This is a genomic window from Gluconobacter thailandicus F149-1 = NBRC 100600 (assembly GCF_000964465.1).
Classification (GTDB): Bacteria; Pseudomonadota; Alphaproteobacteria; order Acetobacterales; family Acetobacteraceae; genus Gluconobacter; species Gluconobacter thailandicus.
Genome location: NZ_BANH01000040.1, coordinates 1 through 14,812, shown reverse-complemented (window position 1 = coordinate 14,812; position 14,812 = coordinate 1). Strand labels below are relative to the sequence as shown.

12 protein-coding genes are annotated in these 14,812 nt (G+C 57.6%); 1 reads left to right on the top strand and 11 read right to left on the bottom strand.

Features of this window, described 5'->3' with window-relative positions:
* Nucleotides 1–94: 94 nt before the first annotated feature.
* The 11 genes from B7444_RS10820 to B7444_RS10770 form a co-directional block, all read right to left on the bottom strand.
* Complete coding sequence (locus B7444_RS10820) at nucleotides 95–1,747, bottom strand: electron transfer flavoprotein-ubiquinone oxidoreductase (RefSeq protein ID WP_007283208.1); 1,653 nt, start codon at nucleotides 1,745–1,747, stop codon at nucleotides 95–97.
* A gap of 32 nt (nucleotides 1,748–1,779) precedes the next feature.
* The gene (locus B7444_RS10815) at nucleotides 1,780–2,706 is read right to left on the bottom strand and encodes an electron transfer flavoprotein subunit alpha/FixB family protein (protein ID WP_007283207.1); all 927 of its coding nucleotides are present in this window, start codon (nucleotides 2,704–2,706) and stop codon (nucleotides 1,780–1,782) included.
* Nucleotides 2,706–3,467, bottom strand: a complete 762-nt coding sequence (locus B7444_RS10810) for an electron transfer flavoprotein subunit beta/FixA family protein (RefSeq protein ID WP_007283206.1) — start codon at nucleotides 3,465–3,467, stop codon at nucleotides 2,706–2,708. Before B7444_RS10810 ends, B7444_RS10815 begins: the two co-directional genes overlap by 1 nt.
* Before the next feature lie 16 nt (nucleotides 3,468–3,483).
* Nucleotides 3,484–4,341, bottom strand: coding sequence for a sugar phosphate isomerase/epimerase family protein (locus tag B7444_RS10805; protein WP_007283205.1), 858 nt, complete (start codon nucleotides 4,339–4,341; stop codon nucleotides 3,484–3,486).
* Between the two features lie 2 nt (nucleotides 4,342–4,343).
* Nucleotides 4,344–5,492 (bottom strand): dihydrodipicolinate synthase family protein, encoded by a 1,149-nt coding sequence (locus tag B7444_RS10800; protein WP_007283204.1) that lies wholly within the window; start codon nucleotides 5,490–5,492, stop codon nucleotides 4,344–4,346.
* 9 nt (nucleotides 5,493–5,501) lie between these two features.
* Nucleotides 5,502–6,269, bottom strand: coding sequence for a 3-ketoacyl-ACP reductase (locus tag B7444_RS10795; RefSeq protein WP_007283203.1), 768 nt, complete (start codon nucleotides 6,267–6,269; stop codon nucleotides 5,502–5,504).
* Nucleotides 6,266–7,408, bottom strand: a complete 1,143-nt coding sequence (locus B7444_RS10790; protein WP_007283202.1) for an acyl-CoA dehydrogenase family protein — start codon at nucleotides 7,406–7,408, stop codon at nucleotides 6,266–6,268. Before B7444_RS10790 ends, B7444_RS10795 begins: the two co-directional genes overlap by 4 nt.
* Before the next feature lie 160 nt (nucleotides 7,409–7,568).
* On the bottom strand, nucleotides 7,569–8,828 hold the full coding sequence (locus B7444_RS10785; protein WP_007283201.1) for a glycerate kinase type-2 family protein: 1,260 nt from the start codon (nucleotides 8,826–8,828) through the stop codon (nucleotides 7,569–7,571).
* Nucleotides 8,829–8,872: 44 nt separating this feature from the next.
* Complete coding sequence (locus B7444_RS10780; RefSeq protein ID WP_007283200.1) at nucleotides 8,873–10,444, bottom strand: acyl CoA:acetate/3-ketoacid CoA transferase; 1,572 nt, start codon at nucleotides 10,442–10,444, stop codon at nucleotides 8,873–8,875.
* A gap of 89 nt (nucleotides 10,445–10,533) precedes the next feature.
* A complete protein-coding gene (locus B7444_RS10775; protein ID WP_007283199.1) occupies nucleotides 10,534–12,126 on the bottom strand; it encodes a GMC family oxidoreductase in 1,593 nt (530 codons plus the stop codon).
* Nucleotide 12,127: 1 nt separating this feature from the next.
* Entirely contained in the window at nucleotides 12,128–13,624 is a 1,497-nt protein-coding gene (locus B7444_RS10770; protein ID WP_029495794.1) for an aldehyde dehydrogenase family protein, read from the bottom strand.
* A 469-nt stretch (nucleotides 13,625–14,093) separates the two neighbouring features.
* Here B7444_RS10770 and B7444_RS10765 point away from each other — a divergent pair, with 469 nt between their 5' ends.
* Entirely contained in the window at nucleotides 14,094–14,747 is a 654-nt protein-coding gene (locus B7444_RS10765) for a TetR/AcrR family transcriptional regulator (RefSeq protein ID WP_007283197.1), read from the top strand.
* The last annotated feature ends 65 nt before the right edge of the window (nucleotides 14,748–14,812 follow it).

The following is a 14,812-nucleotide window of genomic DNA, read 5'->3' as shown; positions in this document are numbered from 1 at the left end:
TAGGGGAACAGCCTTTAATTATTCATGTTCTAGTGTTATCCTAACAGGTAAAATCAAATAAAAGAGACTATTTATATTTCTCTTTATTTAATTTTTACATGTTCGGATAGTTCGGACCATCACCACCCTGCGGCGTTGTCCAGACGATATTTTGACTCGGGTCTTTGATGTCGCAGGTTTTACAGTGCACGCAATTCTGGAAGTTGATCTGAAAGCGTGGCTGCTCGCCCTCCGGCCGCAGAACTTCGTAAACACCCGCCGGGCAATATCGCTGGGCCGGTTCGTCATAGAGCGGCAGATTGACCGTTACCGGGACAGAAGGATCACGCAGTGGCAGATGACATGGCTGGCGTTCTTCATGGTTCGTAAAGGAGAACGCCACGTTGGTCGTCCGGTCGAAGCTGAGTTCGCCGTCCGGTTTGCGATAGTCGATCCGCTTGAACTGTGAGGCCAGCCCCGTTGCTGCGGCATCGGATTTGCCATGGTGAAGGGTCCGGAACGGGGAATACCCGATCAGGCTGGTCACCCACACATCAAGGCCACCGAGTGCGACGCCCCCGATCAGCCCGAAACGCTCCCACAGCGGTTTGACGTTGCGAACAGGTTTGAGGTCCGCGCCAACAGGGCCGTTGCGGAGTTCGTCTTCATAAGCCGTCAGTTCATCCTGTGCCCTACCCGCAGCCAGAGCAGACCGCGCGGCATCGGCAGCCGCGATGCCGGAGAAAATGGCGTTGTGGCTTCCCTTGATGCGCGGGACATTCACCAGCCCGGCGGAACAGCCAAGCAGGACGCCACCAGGGAAAGTCACCCTGGGGATGGACTGCCAACCGCCTTCCGAAAGCGCACGAGCCCCATAGGCCACACGCTTTCCACCCTTCAGCAGTTCGGCCACCATCGGATGATGCTTGAACTCCTGGAACTCGCGATACGGGTCCAGATACGGGTTTTCATAGCCGAGATGGACGACGAACCCGACGCAGACCTGATTGTTGTCGAGATGGTAGATGAAGGACCCGCCACCGGCTTTGCTGTTCAGCGGCCAGCCCATGGTGTGCGTGACCGTGCCTTCATGATGCTTGGCGGGATCGATTTCCCAGATTTCCTTGAGGCCCAGCCCGAATTTCTGCGGGTCTTTACCTTCGGAAAGCGCGAACCGGTCCATCAACTGACGGGCCAGTGACCCCCGTGCCCCTTCCGCGAAGAATACGTATTTCCCGCGAAGCTCCATACCCGGTTCATAGGCATTACCCGGCGTTCCATCCGGGTTCTTGCCGAACTCTCCGGCCACAACCCCCGCGACCCGACCCTGATCGTCATAAACGATCTCGCTCGCCGCCATGCCGGGGAAGATTTCCACCTCCAGACCTTCCGCAACCTGTGCCAGCCAGCGGCAGACGTTCCCGAGCGAGACGATGTAATTCCCATGGTTGTCCATGAGTTTTGGCATCATGCTGTTCGGCAGGCGGATCTGGCTCTTTTCCGTCAGCAGGAAGAAATTGTCTTCCCTCACCGGCACGGTGATGGGCGCGTCCATGGTCCGCCAGTCAGGGAGCAGCACATCCAGCGCGCACGGATCAATGACCGCGCCTGACAGGATATGCGCCCCGACTTCAGACCCTTTATCCAGTACGACCACGGAGAGGTCTGGCTCGTTCTGTTTGAGCCGGATCGCCGCGGAGAGACCGGCAGGGCCAGCGCCGACGATGACAATGTCATAGTCCATGCTTTCCCGTTCGATCGTAGTCATGGTCTTTCTCCTCCCTGCAGGCCGCTGGCCTGTCAGAGTTTTGCCGTCAGTTCGGGAAGGATGGTGAAGAGGTCTCCCACCAGTCCGTAATCCGCGACCTGGAAAATCGGAGCGTCTTCGTCCTTGTTGATGGCAACGATCACCCGGGAATCCTTCATGCCCGCCAGATGCTGGATCGCCCCGGAGATACCGACCGCGATATACAGATCAGGCGCCACGATCTTGCCCGTCTGCCCGACCTGCCAGTCATTCGGCGCATATCCGGCATCCACAGCAGCACGGCTGGCGCCGATGGCGGCATTCAGCTTGTCCGCAAGCCGGGCGATGGTGTCGAAGTTCTCTTTCGATCCGACGCCACGGCCACCTGAGACGATGTTCTTGGCTGCCGTCAGTTCCGGACGTTCGGATTCAACTGCCTTGTCTTCCACCCAGGACGACAGACCCGGATCAGCCGGAACGGAGACATTTTCCACATTGGCAGAACCACCTTCCCCAACAGCCGAGAAAGCCGCCGTACGAATGGTGAAAACCTTCACCGGATCGGAAGACTGAACGGTCTGGATCGCATTGCCGGCGTAAACCGGGCGATCGAACGTCTCGGCATCCTTCACGGCCGTTACGTCTGACAGGATCATGACATCCAGCAGAGCCGCAACGCGTGGCAGAACGTTCTTGGAGAACGCCGTCGAGCCCGCAGCGATATGGCTATAGCCGGATGCCAAAGACACGATGAGGGCGGCGACAGGTTCAGCCAGTTCATGGGCCAGAGACGCGTCATCCGCCAGCAGAACCTTGGACACACCATCGAGCTTTGCAGCTTCAGCAGCAGCATCCGCACCGTTCTGGGTGGCAATGAGAACCGTTACATCACCCAGCGCTTTGACAGCGGAAAGGGCCTTGGCAACGGTATCGGTAGCGAGGTGGCCATTGGCCACTTCAGCGAGCAGCAGAACAGACATCAGATCACTCCTGCTTCAGTCTTGAGTTTCGAAACCAGCTCATCAACGGAACTGACCTTCACACCGGCCTGACGCTGAGGCGGTTCAGCCGTACGGATGACCTTCAGACGGGGCGCAATATCCACGCCAAGGTCAGACGCCTTGCGTTCTTCGAGCGGCTTCTTCTTGGCCTTCATGATGTTGGGCAGCGCGACATAGCGCGGTTCGTTCAGGCGCAGGTCTGACGTGATGATCGCAGGCAACTTCACGCGGATGGTCTGAAGGCCACCATCAACCTCACGGCTGACGGTTGCACTGTCGTTTTCAATCTCGACAGACGACGCGAACGTGGCCTGCCCCCAGCCCAGCAGGGCGGCGAGCATCTGACCGGTCGCGTTCATGTCGTTATCAATGGCCTGCTTGCCCGCGATGACGAGGTTCGGTTTCTCTTCCTCGATCACCTTTGCCAGCAGTTTGGCGACGGCGAGAGGCTCGATATCCACATTCACATCCGTCGTGGCTTCAACGAAAATGGCGCGGTCCGCGCCCATGGCGAGCACGGTTCGCAGTGTTTCCTTCGCCTGCGGCACACCGATAGAGACAGCGACCACTTCCGTGGCGATGCCTTTTTCCTTGAGACGGACCGCTTCTTCGATGGCGATTTCGTCAAACGGATTGACCGACATCTTGACGTTCGCAAGCTCGACCCCAGAGCCGTCACCCTTTACGCGGATGCGGACGTTGTAATCGACGACACGTTTGACAGGGACGAGGATCTTCATGATGCCCTCCGATGGGTCAGCAGACAGTGCGGAAGCGTTCGACCATCGTGTCCAGCACGTCAGCCGGGTGGCGCTTCCACCAGTTATTCGCGGAAAAGATTTCCACCTCGCAGAAGCCGGAATATCCGGCGGCTTCCACCTCCCTGCGGATCCCCCGCAGGTCTGCAACGCCGTCCCCCATCATCCCGCGATCAAGCAGGATGTCGGTTGTGGGAACGAGCCAGTCACAGAGGTGAAAGCCCAGAATGCGGTTTCCCGCACGAGCGAGCTGGCGTGGCAGGTCCGTGTCCCACCACACATGGTAGATATCGATCGCCACACCCACGCTGTCCGACGCCAGAAGGTCGCACAGATCCAGGGCGTCACGGGTAGTCGTGAGGCAGGATCGGTCTCCGGCATAAGCCGGATGCAACGGCTCCAGCGCGAGTTTCACGCCACAGGCCTCAGCATAAAGAATGGCTTTCGCCATCCGGTCCGCCACGATGTCCAGGCTGCGGGTTACGCCCTTCGTGCCAGTTTCCACTCCACCGACAACGATGGTCAGAACATCCGTTCCAAGCGCAGCCGTCTGGTCGATGGACAAATGAAAGTCCGACAGGATCGCCTCTTCGCTCTGAAGACCCAGCGGCCCGACCAGAAACGGCGTCCGGCACAGGCCGACAACCTTCACGCCAGCCTGGCGCGCCCGGTCTCCGATTTCCGCAGCCCGGCCTTCGATCTCCCGCCGCCAGAACACGATCCCGCCAATGCCATGTTCGGCACAGGCGTCGATCGTCTGTTCCGGTGACCACCCTGCCCCGACACCCGGTACATTATGGCCAAGCGTTGCGGTATTGAGGGCGAGAGCCGAATGATCGTGGCGAAAGTCCCGCATGATCAGGCCCCGTACATCGTCAGAAGCGACTTCATGCGGTGCACGGCCAGATCTGGATTCCGCAGCAGGCCGCAGCCATCCGCCAGACGGAAAATCTCCGTGAAATGCTGGAGGGACCGCATGGACTGCGCACCATTCAGCATGACGAAGTGATCCTGAAAGCCATTCAGCCAGGCCAGAAACACCACACCCGTCTTGTAGTACTGCGTGGGAGCCTGAAAGATCACGCGAGCCAGCGGAACAGTCGGATCAAGCGCGTCGTGAAACCCTTTCACATTGCCTTCACCCAGCAGTTTTACCCCCCGTGCCGCCAGTGGCGCGATCGGATCGAAGATTCCGAGAAGCGCGTGGCTGTAGCCCTGCTCGTCACCGGCGATCAGTTCCGGGTAATTGAAGTCATCACCCGTATACATCCGCACGCCCTTGGGCAGGCGTCGACGCATGATGATTTCCTTCTCCTTGTCGAGAAGGGAAATCTTGATGCCGTCCACCTTCGAGACGTTTTCTTCAATGATGCTCAGCACTGTTTCCAGCGCCTCACTGAAGTCATCCGTGCCCCAATAGCCTGCCAGAGCCGGATCGAAATCCTTGCCCAGCCAGTGCAGAACGACAGGCTCATCACAGGCAGAGAGCACTTCGCGGTAGACCCGCTTATAGTCCTCAGCACTGGACGCCACGCGAACGAGGGCACGGCTGGCCATCAGGATGACCCGTGCGCCAACCTTCTGGATCGCCTCGACCTGTTCCAGATAGGCTGCGAGCACCTGATCGACGGACCGTGCATCCTTCGGGTCCAGATGGTCTGTCCCCGCGCCGTTCACGACCATCGCATCCGGCAGTTCGGCCTTGGTGCGACGGATCAGATCCAGCGCGCCGGGCCAGTCCAGCCCCATGCCGCGCTGGGCCGTATCCATGGCTTCCGCAATTCCAAGGCCCATACCGACGAGATAGCGACGGAACTCAAGCGTCTTCTTCCAGTCAATCGTGGCGCGGCCGGAGGGTGCATTATCCGTAAACGGATCTGCGACGACATGGGCCGCCGAGTAGACGATCCGGGCCGGATTGGCAGGAAGGACACTGCGAGGAACAGGAGTACCGATCAGATGGTAATCCATCTTCCGGCCGGTTTCGTCGGGCAGGATGATCTTCATAACCGTTTCTCAGAAGCGCGGCACAAGCATTCCGGCATCCGCCGAAATGACTTGGCCTGTGGTGTAAGGCAGTTTCCCGGTGGCAAGGGCCGCGATGATGCGCCCCATGTCCGAGGGCTCTCCAACACGGGGAAGCAGGGTCAGTCCCTCTTCCGCGCGCTGGCGGTAGTGCTGGATCACGGCAGCCGTCATTTCTGTAGCGATCAGGCCAGGCTGAACGTCATAGACCGCGATATTCTCGATCCCGAGCCGAACGGCCAGAGCCTTGGACACCATGGCCGCCGCAGCCTTTGACGCGCAGTATTCAGACCGTTGCACTGCCACAGCCGTCGCGTTCGACGATGTGACATTGACGATCGAATGGAACGCATCCGCTGACCGTTCCCGCCCCAAAAGACGCTTGGCGAAAGCCTGCGACAGAAAGAACATCGCCTTCGCATTGATCGTCAGGCACCGGTCCCAGCTTGCTTCCGACACATCCAGCAGGTCGCCCCGCTGGAGGACGCCGACGCCCGCATTGTTCACCAGCGTTGTCAGCGGGCCGAGTTCGTCTTCGATCCGCGCCAGAACACCCTCATGGGCGCTGATGTCGGAGACGTCGAACGGGGCAGCCACAACCTTTGCGCCAAGCCCTTCCAGACGGGCGACAGCGGCACGCAGTTCTGCATCATCAACCGGACCGTTGACCGCTAAAGAAAAGCCTTCTTTAGCGAGCGCTTCCGCAGCGGCCAGGCCGATCCCGCGTGAAGAGCCGGTGACGAGAGCGACCTGTTTCATGCACGGGCGCCCTTCTTGAGCAGTTCACGCGCGATGATCATGCGCTGGATCTGGTTCGTGCCTTCGTAGATCTGCGTGATCTTGGCGTCGCGATACAGGCGCTCGACTTCAAAGCCACGGATATAGCCAGACCCGCCGAAAACCTGCACCGCATCGGCCGTACGGGCCACCGCCATGTCACCGGCAAAGCACTTCGCCATGGAGCAGGAGCGTGTAGCATCCTGCCCGTTGTCAATTTTCACAGCTGCGGAATGGACCAGCAGACGGGCAGCTTCGATGTCCTTGGCCATATCGGCCAGAAGCCACTGAACGCCTTGGAATTCCGAGATGTGCTTGCCAAACTGCTTACGCGTTCCGGCATAATCCACAGCAGCTTCCAGCCCAGCCTGTGCAATACCAACGGCGAGCGCTGCAATACCAACGCGCCCCTTGTCCAGCACGCTCATCATCATGTGAAAGCCACGGTTCATCTCGCCCAGAAGGGCGTTAGAACCCAGACGCACATTGGTGAAATCAAGCGCACCGACCTGGCTCGCGCGCTGGCCCATCTTGTGTTCCTTCGGGCCGCGCTCAACACCCTTGGCGTGCAGGTCCACAATGAAGATGGACATGCCACGGTTGCCGGCTTCCTTGTCGGTCCGAGCCAGAACGAACCCGAGATCCGCTACCGGAGCATTATGGATCCAGATTTTGCCGCCATTCAGAACCCAGCCATCTCCATCCCGCTCTACGGTGGTGCGGATACCGGACACATCTGTGCCAGCTTCCGGCTCGGTGATGCAGTAAGCGACTTTGCGCTTCATGGAGAGAATGTCTGGCAAAAGGGCTTTCTGCTCATCCGTGCCGTGACGCACCAGCAGTGTGGAAATCAGTTCCACCAGACCGCACTGGTCGGCAACGCTGGCGTAGCCGCGGGACAGTTCTTCCATCACGACGGCATAGGTCAGGGTATCGAAACCAGGCCCACCCAGCTCTTCCGGAACAGCAATGCCGAACAGGCCCAGACGGCCCATTTCTTCATAGATTTCGGCCGGGAAACGCTCTTCGCGGTCGAGGGCCTCAGCAGCAGGACGAATGACTTCATCCACGAAAGACCGCGTGGTTTCGCGAACCTGCTCCTGAATTTCATTGAGAAACATAACCCGATTCCCTTAATTGATAACTAACCGGTTAGTTAGTATGTTGGCTAATCTGTTTTCAAGGCCATTCTGCATTATGAAATCAAAAGAACTTGATAGTCGTAATAACCAGAATGAATTCGTTCTCGCTCAACAACAGTTTTTACTTCGCCATCTTTTTCTACCTCAGCAGAATAGCGCGAAAATCATTGATGTTTGTTCCCGTTGGACCTGGAACAAACAGATCATCCAAGGCCTCAAAAGCAGTATAGGCATCGTTTTCCGCCAGCAGGACGGACGGGTTGATCCCACGCTCCCTTAGCCGCCCCATGCTCTCCCCATCTGCAAAGGCCCCGGCGTTATCCTCAGACCCGTCAATTCCGTCCGTATCCGCCGCAAGCGCGGAAACAGGCAGGCCTTCAGCCGCGAGCGCAAAGGACAGAAGAAACTCTGTATTGCGTCCGCCGCGCCCGCGCCCACGCAGGGTCACCGTTGTTTCGCCACCCGACAGGATGACGACCGGCTTCTGAAAAGGCTGATTGCGGATACTGACCTCACGGGCAATCGCCGCATGAACCTTCCCGACATCCCGCGCTTCCCCTTCGATCGCATCGGACAGGATAACGGCGGGAATGCCGAGATTCCGGGACGCCGCTGCCGCTGCTTCCAGAGACAGATGAGCCGACGCCACGATCCGGACTTCATGCCCGGCGAATGCCGGATCATCAGGCCGGGGCGCCTGTCCGAGGTCCCCGTCAAGCCAGGCCTGCACCTTTGGCGGAAGAGCCAGCTTCCAGGCCTTGGCCATATGCCTTGCATCTTCACGGGTCTTTGTGTCGGGCACTGTTGGGCCGGACGCAACCTGCGCCGGATCATCGAACGGGACATCCGAAACCACGAGTGAGACCACTTTTGCCGGGGCAGCGACAGCAGCCAGACGGCCGCCCTTAATGCCCGAAAACTGCTTTCGAATGATGTTCATGACGGAGATCGGCGCGCCAGATGACAGAAGAACCCGGCTGAGTTCTGCTTCATCTTCCAGCGTAAAGCCTTCTGGTGGGCTCGGCAGCAACGCCGACCCACCACCGCAGATCAGAGCGACGACCAGATCATCCGGACCCAGTCCCCGCACAGCTTCGAACAGGGCAGCCGTCGCAGCCAGACCAGCTTCATCCGGGACGGGGTGAGCGGCCTCCAGAACACGGATCTGTTTCGTGGGGTAGCCATAGCCATAACGGGTGACGACCACCCCCTCCAGCGGACCACCCCATACGCGCTCGAACGCTGCGGCGAGCTGGGCTGCGCCCTTTCCGGCTCCAACCACCACCGTCTTGCCCTTTGGGCGTTCTGGCAGATTGGCAGCCAGTATAAGGTCTGCATCCGCGGCGGTAATGGCTGCATTGAACAGACCTGTCAGGAAACTGTGATCGTCGACTGTCATGACTTCTTTCAGACTCCACTCACGGAAAATGCGGCCCGGCGCGTTCAGAGCCGGAGACCCATCACGGCATCCCTGAACAGAACGGCATCCATTTCCTTCAGTTCAGGAGAAACCTTCAGCGGCGTAGAAGCCTGATCGAGCACGTCTTTCTGCAGATCAATGCCCGGTGCGATTTCCGTAACCGTCAGTTCACCATTCAGAAGCTTGAGAACACAGCGTTCCGTCACATACGTCACGTCCTGCCCTGTTTCAGTCGCTCTAGGCCCCGAGAAGCTGACCTGATCCACTTCCGGCACGATCTTGGAAATCTTGCCTTCCCGATCAATCACCAGCCGACCGTCCTCGATATACATCTTGGCACCGGCATTAAAATTGCCTGAGAAGATGATGCGCTTGGCGCGTGCCGTAATGTCCACAAACCCGCCTGCGCCCGCGGTGCGATGCGGCGTGGCAGCAAGGCGGCTGACATTGACCGATCCATCAGCCCCGATCTCAAGGAAGGACAGCAGGGAGCAGTCAAAGCCGCCAGCCTGGAAGTAGCTGAACTGATGGGGAGAGGCGACGAACGCCTCGGCATTACTCGCACAGCCGAACTTGAAGTCCAGCAGTGGAACACCACCGACAGGTCCCTGCTCGATGACCCACGTCACGCTGCCATGCAGGCCTTCCTCCAGCAGGATGCGCGGCACATTCGCGGAAATACCGAACCCGATATTGACGGCCCAGCCATCCTTCAGTTCCTGCGCTACTCGTCGTGCAATGACCTTGCCCGGGTTGAAGTCCGGAATGGCGAAGGACGATAGAGGCCGGAAAATCTCGCCGGAAATTGCAGGGTCGTAAGGCGTGGCAGTCGTCTGAAGCTGATCGGGGGCTTCCACGACAACGTCCACGAGAATACCCGGTACCTTGACATCATGCGGTTTCAGCGTGCCCTGCTCTGCTACGCAGCGAACCTGCGCGATGACTAGGCCGCCGTTATTATGAGCCGCCAATGCCATTTCCATCGCGCCCAGCGTGGCGCCTTCCTGCTCGAATGTCAGGTTGCCATTTTCGTCCGCTGTCGAAGCGCGAATGATTGCCACATCCGGTTTCAGCGCCGGAAAATACAGCCAGTCTTCGCCCTCGAAGTCCATGTGACGCACGATCGGGTTAGCCCGTGCGGACGCATTCATCGCACCGCCTTCCCGTTTCGGGTCTACAAACGTATCGAGGCCAACCTTCGTCAGCACACCGGGACGTAGTGCCGCACCTTCTCGCAGCATGTCGAAAATAACGCCGGATGGGAGATTATAAGCCGCCACGTCTTCGGCCAGAATGCGCTGCCAGATGAGCGGTGGCTCCGCATTGCTCGGACCAGACGGGTAAGACCCACCAATGATCTTCCGGATCATGCCAGGCTGGGCAAGGTGATCCACGCCCTTTGTTCCGAACATGTCCCCCGTCGCAATCGGATGGATTGTCGTCAGGTTTTTCGGCGCGGCTTCTTTTTCGAAACGCTCACCAAGAGCTTTCAAAACGTCATCGGGGCACAGGAGGCCGGACGACGCGTTGATTGCGATGGTGACCCCGTCCTTGATGAGACTGACGGCTTCTGCTGCGGTTCTGGTCTTGGTCATTGCCTCTGATCCAATATAACTATCTTATTAGTTACTTTTGGTCGCGTAAAAATATGTCGTTTGCGAGGAAGCGCCTGAAAACATTGTCTTCAGGCATTCCCCAGAATGAAATCCGCCGCTCGTTCACCAATCATGACTGTTGCCGCATTGGTGTTGGACCCGAGCAACGAGGGCATGACCGAACTGTCACAAATCCGGATGCCTTCCAGACCGTGCACATGCAGTCGCGGGTCAACCACAGCCATCTCGTCCCGGCCCATCTTGCAGGTACAGGTCGGATGATAGGATGTGCGCCCCTGCTGTCGGGCATACTCCTCATAAGCTTTGATCGTGCGGCCACCACCTTCTGGCAGGCAGACTTTACGGATGTATTTCTGCAGCGAATGACTGCCGAACATCTCATAGCTCAGGCGAACGCCTTCTGCCGTGGTCCGCAGGTCATCCGGATGTCCAAGGAAGTTCGGATCCACAATCGGCGCTTCCCGCGGATCTGATGAACGCAGCGTGACGGACCCGCGCGCTTTTGGACGGAGCGTATAGCTGTTGAGCGTAATACCTGACGTTCCTTTTGGCACGGAGGCCACACCCGCTTCCGCGCCTGCACCTGCAAGGAAATGGAACTGAAGATCCGGGCAACTTGCAGCCGGATCGCCGTACCAGAAGGCTCCCCCTTCCACGACGTTCGAGGCAACGGGGCCACTTGCGAACAGCGAATATTGCAGACCAGCCCACATCATCCACTTGAACTGGTTGTACTTGTCGAAACTGTCATGGCCTTTCAGCTCGGCGACGATATCGACACCAAAGTGGTCCTGAAGGTTCTGGCCGACACCTGGCAGATCATGAACAACCGGAATCCCGTGTTCTTTCAGGTGCGCAGCGGGACCAACACCAGACAGCATCATCAGCTTTGGCGTTCCGACTGCACCGGACGTGACAAGCACTTCCTGCTCTGCACGGGCGGTATGAACCTGCCTGTCAGCCACGTACTGAACGCCAACGGCCCGCTTGCCTTCAAAGACAATCTTCAGAACCGTTGCGCCAGTAATGACCGTCAGATTTTTCCGCTTCAGGGCTGGACGCAAATAGCCAACGGCCGTGGAGCAGCGGCGGTTATTGCGAACAGTGAGCTGATAAATACCAGCGCCCTGCTGAACTGGACCGTTAAAGTCAGGGTTGTACGGAATACCGATTTCCTGACAGCTCTGCACGAAGGCGCGGCTGACGGGGTTCGGGCAATCCAGGTTCGACACGCCAAGTGGACCATCCGTTCCGTGCCATGATCCGGCAAGAATAGAATTTCCTTCGGAGCGAATGAAGTACTTCTGGATGTTTTTGAATCCCCAGCCGTCTGCCCCCTCCTCTTCCCACCGATCGAAATCGGACGGGTGACCACGCGTGAAGACCTCGGCATTGATGGAAGACCCACCACCCAGAACACGCGCCTGCACATACGGAATCTGGCGATTGTTGGCGTGTTTCTGCGGTGTGGTGACAAGCCCCCATGTCAGGGGACCTGTCGTCATTTTCGCAAAACCAACCGGCATGTGAATGAGCGGATTGGTGTCACGCTTGCCTGCTTCAATCAGGCAGACGCGCACCGCCGGGTTTCGGGAAAGACGGGCGGCAAGAACACATCCTGCCGAGCCGCCACCAACGACAACGTAATCGAAACCAGTCATATCAGGAGATCCAGTGCGTCCGTTTACCGAGATCGACGTGAACGGATTTGATCTGGGTGTATTCCTCCACTCCGTACATCCCCGCTTCACGGCCCCAGCCGGACTGCTTGAAACCACCCAGCGGCATTTCGGGGCCGCCAGCCATGATCGTGTTGACCCAGAAGCGCCCGGCCTGAACCTTGCGTGTCACCTTCAGGGCCTTGCTGATGTCCTTCGTCCAGACAGACGCCGCCAGACCATAAGCCGTGTCATTGGCCAGGGAGATCGCTTCTTCAAGGGTGCCGAACCGGAAGACTGACAGCACAGGACCAAAGATTTCGTCTGTCGCAATCGACATGTCCGGCTTCACATTCGTGAAGAGCGTTGGCGCGATGTACTGCCCACGACCCAGATCGACCTTGTTGCCACCACACAGAACGCGCGCGCCTTCGGCCTTACCCTTCTCAATATAATCAAGAATGGTTTTGTTCTGCGCATCCGTTGTGATGGCGCCAATCTGCGTTTCCGGGTCGAACGGGTCACCCACGCGGATCTTTTCCATCTTGGCGACAACCAGCTTCTCAAACTTGTCGGCCACGGACTCTTCGACAATCAAGCGGCTGGACGAGACGCAGCACTGCCCGGTGTTGAAGCTGATCCCGAAGGCCACCGCATCGGCCGCATCTTCCAGATCACTATCCGCGAAGACGACGATCGGGTTCTTGCCACCAAGCTCCAGGCCAAGCTTCTTGAGGTTGCTGTCTGCGGACGCATGAATGCAGGACCGGCCAACCCCGGTGGAGCCGGTGAAGGAGAGCATGTCTACATCCGGATGCTGCGTCAGGGCCTGCCCAACGCTTTTGCCCGTGCCGGTTACGACGTTATAGACGCCCTTTGGCAGGCCAGCTTCTGTCAGAATATCGGCGAGCATCAGCGTGGTGGCGCTGGTCACTTCCGCTGGCTTCACAACAACTGTGCAGCCGGATGCCAGAATGAATGGCACGCGCTCACACAGGATCATGAACGGGAAGTTCCAGGGCGTAATGAGGCCAACAACCCCGACCGGCTCCCGCAGAACCATGCCGAACAGGCTCTCGCCAAGATTGTTAAAGCTGTCTCCATGCAGAAGACGTGCGGCACCCGCAGCCATCTCGAAACAGGAAATACAGTTGTCGATCTCGGCCTTGGCCTGTGAGATCGGCTTGCCGTTTTCCAGCACTTCCCAGAAGGCAATATCGTCGCGGCGCTGCTTCAGCAGTTCTGCCGTCTTCAACAGGATCGCACTACGTTCCGAACTTGCCAGACCAGCCCATGTGCCGTTTTCAAACGCACGGCGGGCAGCAGCCACTGCGTCGTTCAGATCCTCTTCCGTGCAACGTGCAATCCGCGTGACTACAACATCATGACTGGGAGATTTGCGCTCGAACATCTCACGTCCGTGGCGCCACTCACCATCGATGAAAAATCCAAAGTCACGAGCAACTCCGGATGGAGCCAGTTTCTGTGCCATCTTGTTCATGGACGGCTTCTCCCTGTCTTTCTGGCGATTGTGCAGACACATCGCCGTTTCAGTTTCTGCTGTGAGAAGACGGTCATCAGCTCAAAATCTTTAACGCTACAGATTCTCTTGAACGTTCTTCACACCAACGGCTTCAAAAAGGGACGCTTCATTGACGGGCGATATCCGGAAACGGGCCTCTCCAGAGGAAAGCCGTTCAACCCAGAATGTTTCAGAAAAAACTTCTGCTCTGGGATATTGCTTCCATCTTGCCCGTCGAATTCCTCCTTCTCGCTCCTGGAAGGGAAACTCCCTTTTGCACCGACTGGTTACTTTGGTAGCGCATAACGGAAAATCTCATAAATCACGTTATAGTGATATATAAATCGCTTTTCTATGTGATTTTTTATGTGATGTTTTGACGTCTGATCATTTCTCGCCATAAAGCGGGAAAACTTCCGGCCCGTTCCAGCAAAAGCGAGACCCTCCGTTGAGCGCACAGCCCACAGACACACAGCCCGCCCGTCCCCGTATCCGGGATGCCGAAGCCACCAAGGGCCGTATCCTTGATGCTGCAAAGAAGGAATTTGCACGCAACGGCCTCGAGGGCGCGCGCGTCGATGCGATTGCGCTGGAAGCCAATGCCAACAAGCGCATGATTTACCACTATTTTGAAAGCAAAGAGAAACTCTTCCAGACGGTGCTGGAAAACGCCTATTTCGACATTCGGGAATCCGAAAAAAAGCTGGATCTGGATAGTCTGGACCCAAGAGACGCTCTTGAAAGACTCGTTCGCTTCACTTGGAACTATTACATCCAGAATCCAGAATTCATTTCACTGGTGAACAGCGAAAACCTGGCTCAGGCCCGACATCTCAAGACCTCAGAACCTGTCAAAATTGTTAGCCGACGGTTTGTTGGTCTGGTCGACAAAATTTTGAAGCGCGGGGTGACACAAGGACTCTTCCGAGACGGTGTTGACCCGGTACAGCTCAATATCACCATCGCAGCTGTCAGTTACTATTACTTCACCAACCAGTACACGGGTTCAATCATTTTCGAACGGGAACTAATGTCCGAAACAGCTCAGGCAGAACGCATTCGCTTTAATATCGAGACAATTTTGAGAATTGTTTCTATATAAGAATCTTATATATATCATAATCCTTAGAGCCTGTTTGGAAAATCGATCTGATGTGATTCAAGCTC

Coding starts and splice junctions, on each gene's coding strand:
- B7444_RS10820 (WP_007283208.1), bottom strand. CDS start 1,747: ATGACTACGATCGAACGGGAAAGCATGGACTATGACATTGTCATCGTC.
- B7444_RS10815 (WP_007283207.1), bottom strand. CDS start 2,706: ATGTCTGTTCTGCTGCTCGCTGAAGTGGCCAATGGCCACCTCGCTACC.
- B7444_RS10810 (WP_007283206.1), bottom strand. CDS start 3,467: ATGAAGATCCTCGTCCCTGTCAAACGTGTCGTCGATTACAACGTCCGC.
- B7444_RS10805 (WP_007283205.1), bottom strand. CDS start 4,341: ATGCGGGACTTTCGCCACGATCATTCGGCTCTCGCCCTCAATACCGCA.
- B7444_RS10800 (WP_007283204.1), bottom strand. CDS start 5,492: ATGAAGATCATCCTGCCCGACGAAACCGGCCGGAAGATGGATTACCAT.
- B7444_RS10795 (WP_007283203.1), bottom strand. CDS start 6,269: ATGAAACAGGTCGCTCTCGTCACCGGCTCTTCACGCGGGATCGGCCTG.
- B7444_RS10790 (WP_007283202.1), bottom strand. CDS start 7,408: ATGTTTCTCAATGAAATTCAGGAGCAGGTTCGCGAAACCACGCGGTCT.
- B7444_RS10785 (WP_007283201.1), bottom strand. CDS start 8,828: ATGACAGTCGACGATCACAGTTTCCTGACAGGTCTGTTCAATGCAGCC.
- B7444_RS10780 (WP_007283200.1), bottom strand. CDS start 10,444: ATGACCAAGACCAGAACCGCAGCAGAAGCCGTCAGTCTCATCAAGGAC.
- B7444_RS10775 (WP_007283199.1), bottom strand. CDS start 12,126: ATGACTGGTTTCGATTACGTTGTCGTTGGTGGCGGCTCGGCAGGATGT.
- B7444_RS10770 (WP_029495794.1), bottom strand. CDS start 13,624: ATGAACAAGATGGCACAGAAACTGGCTCCATCCGGAGTTGCTCGTGAC.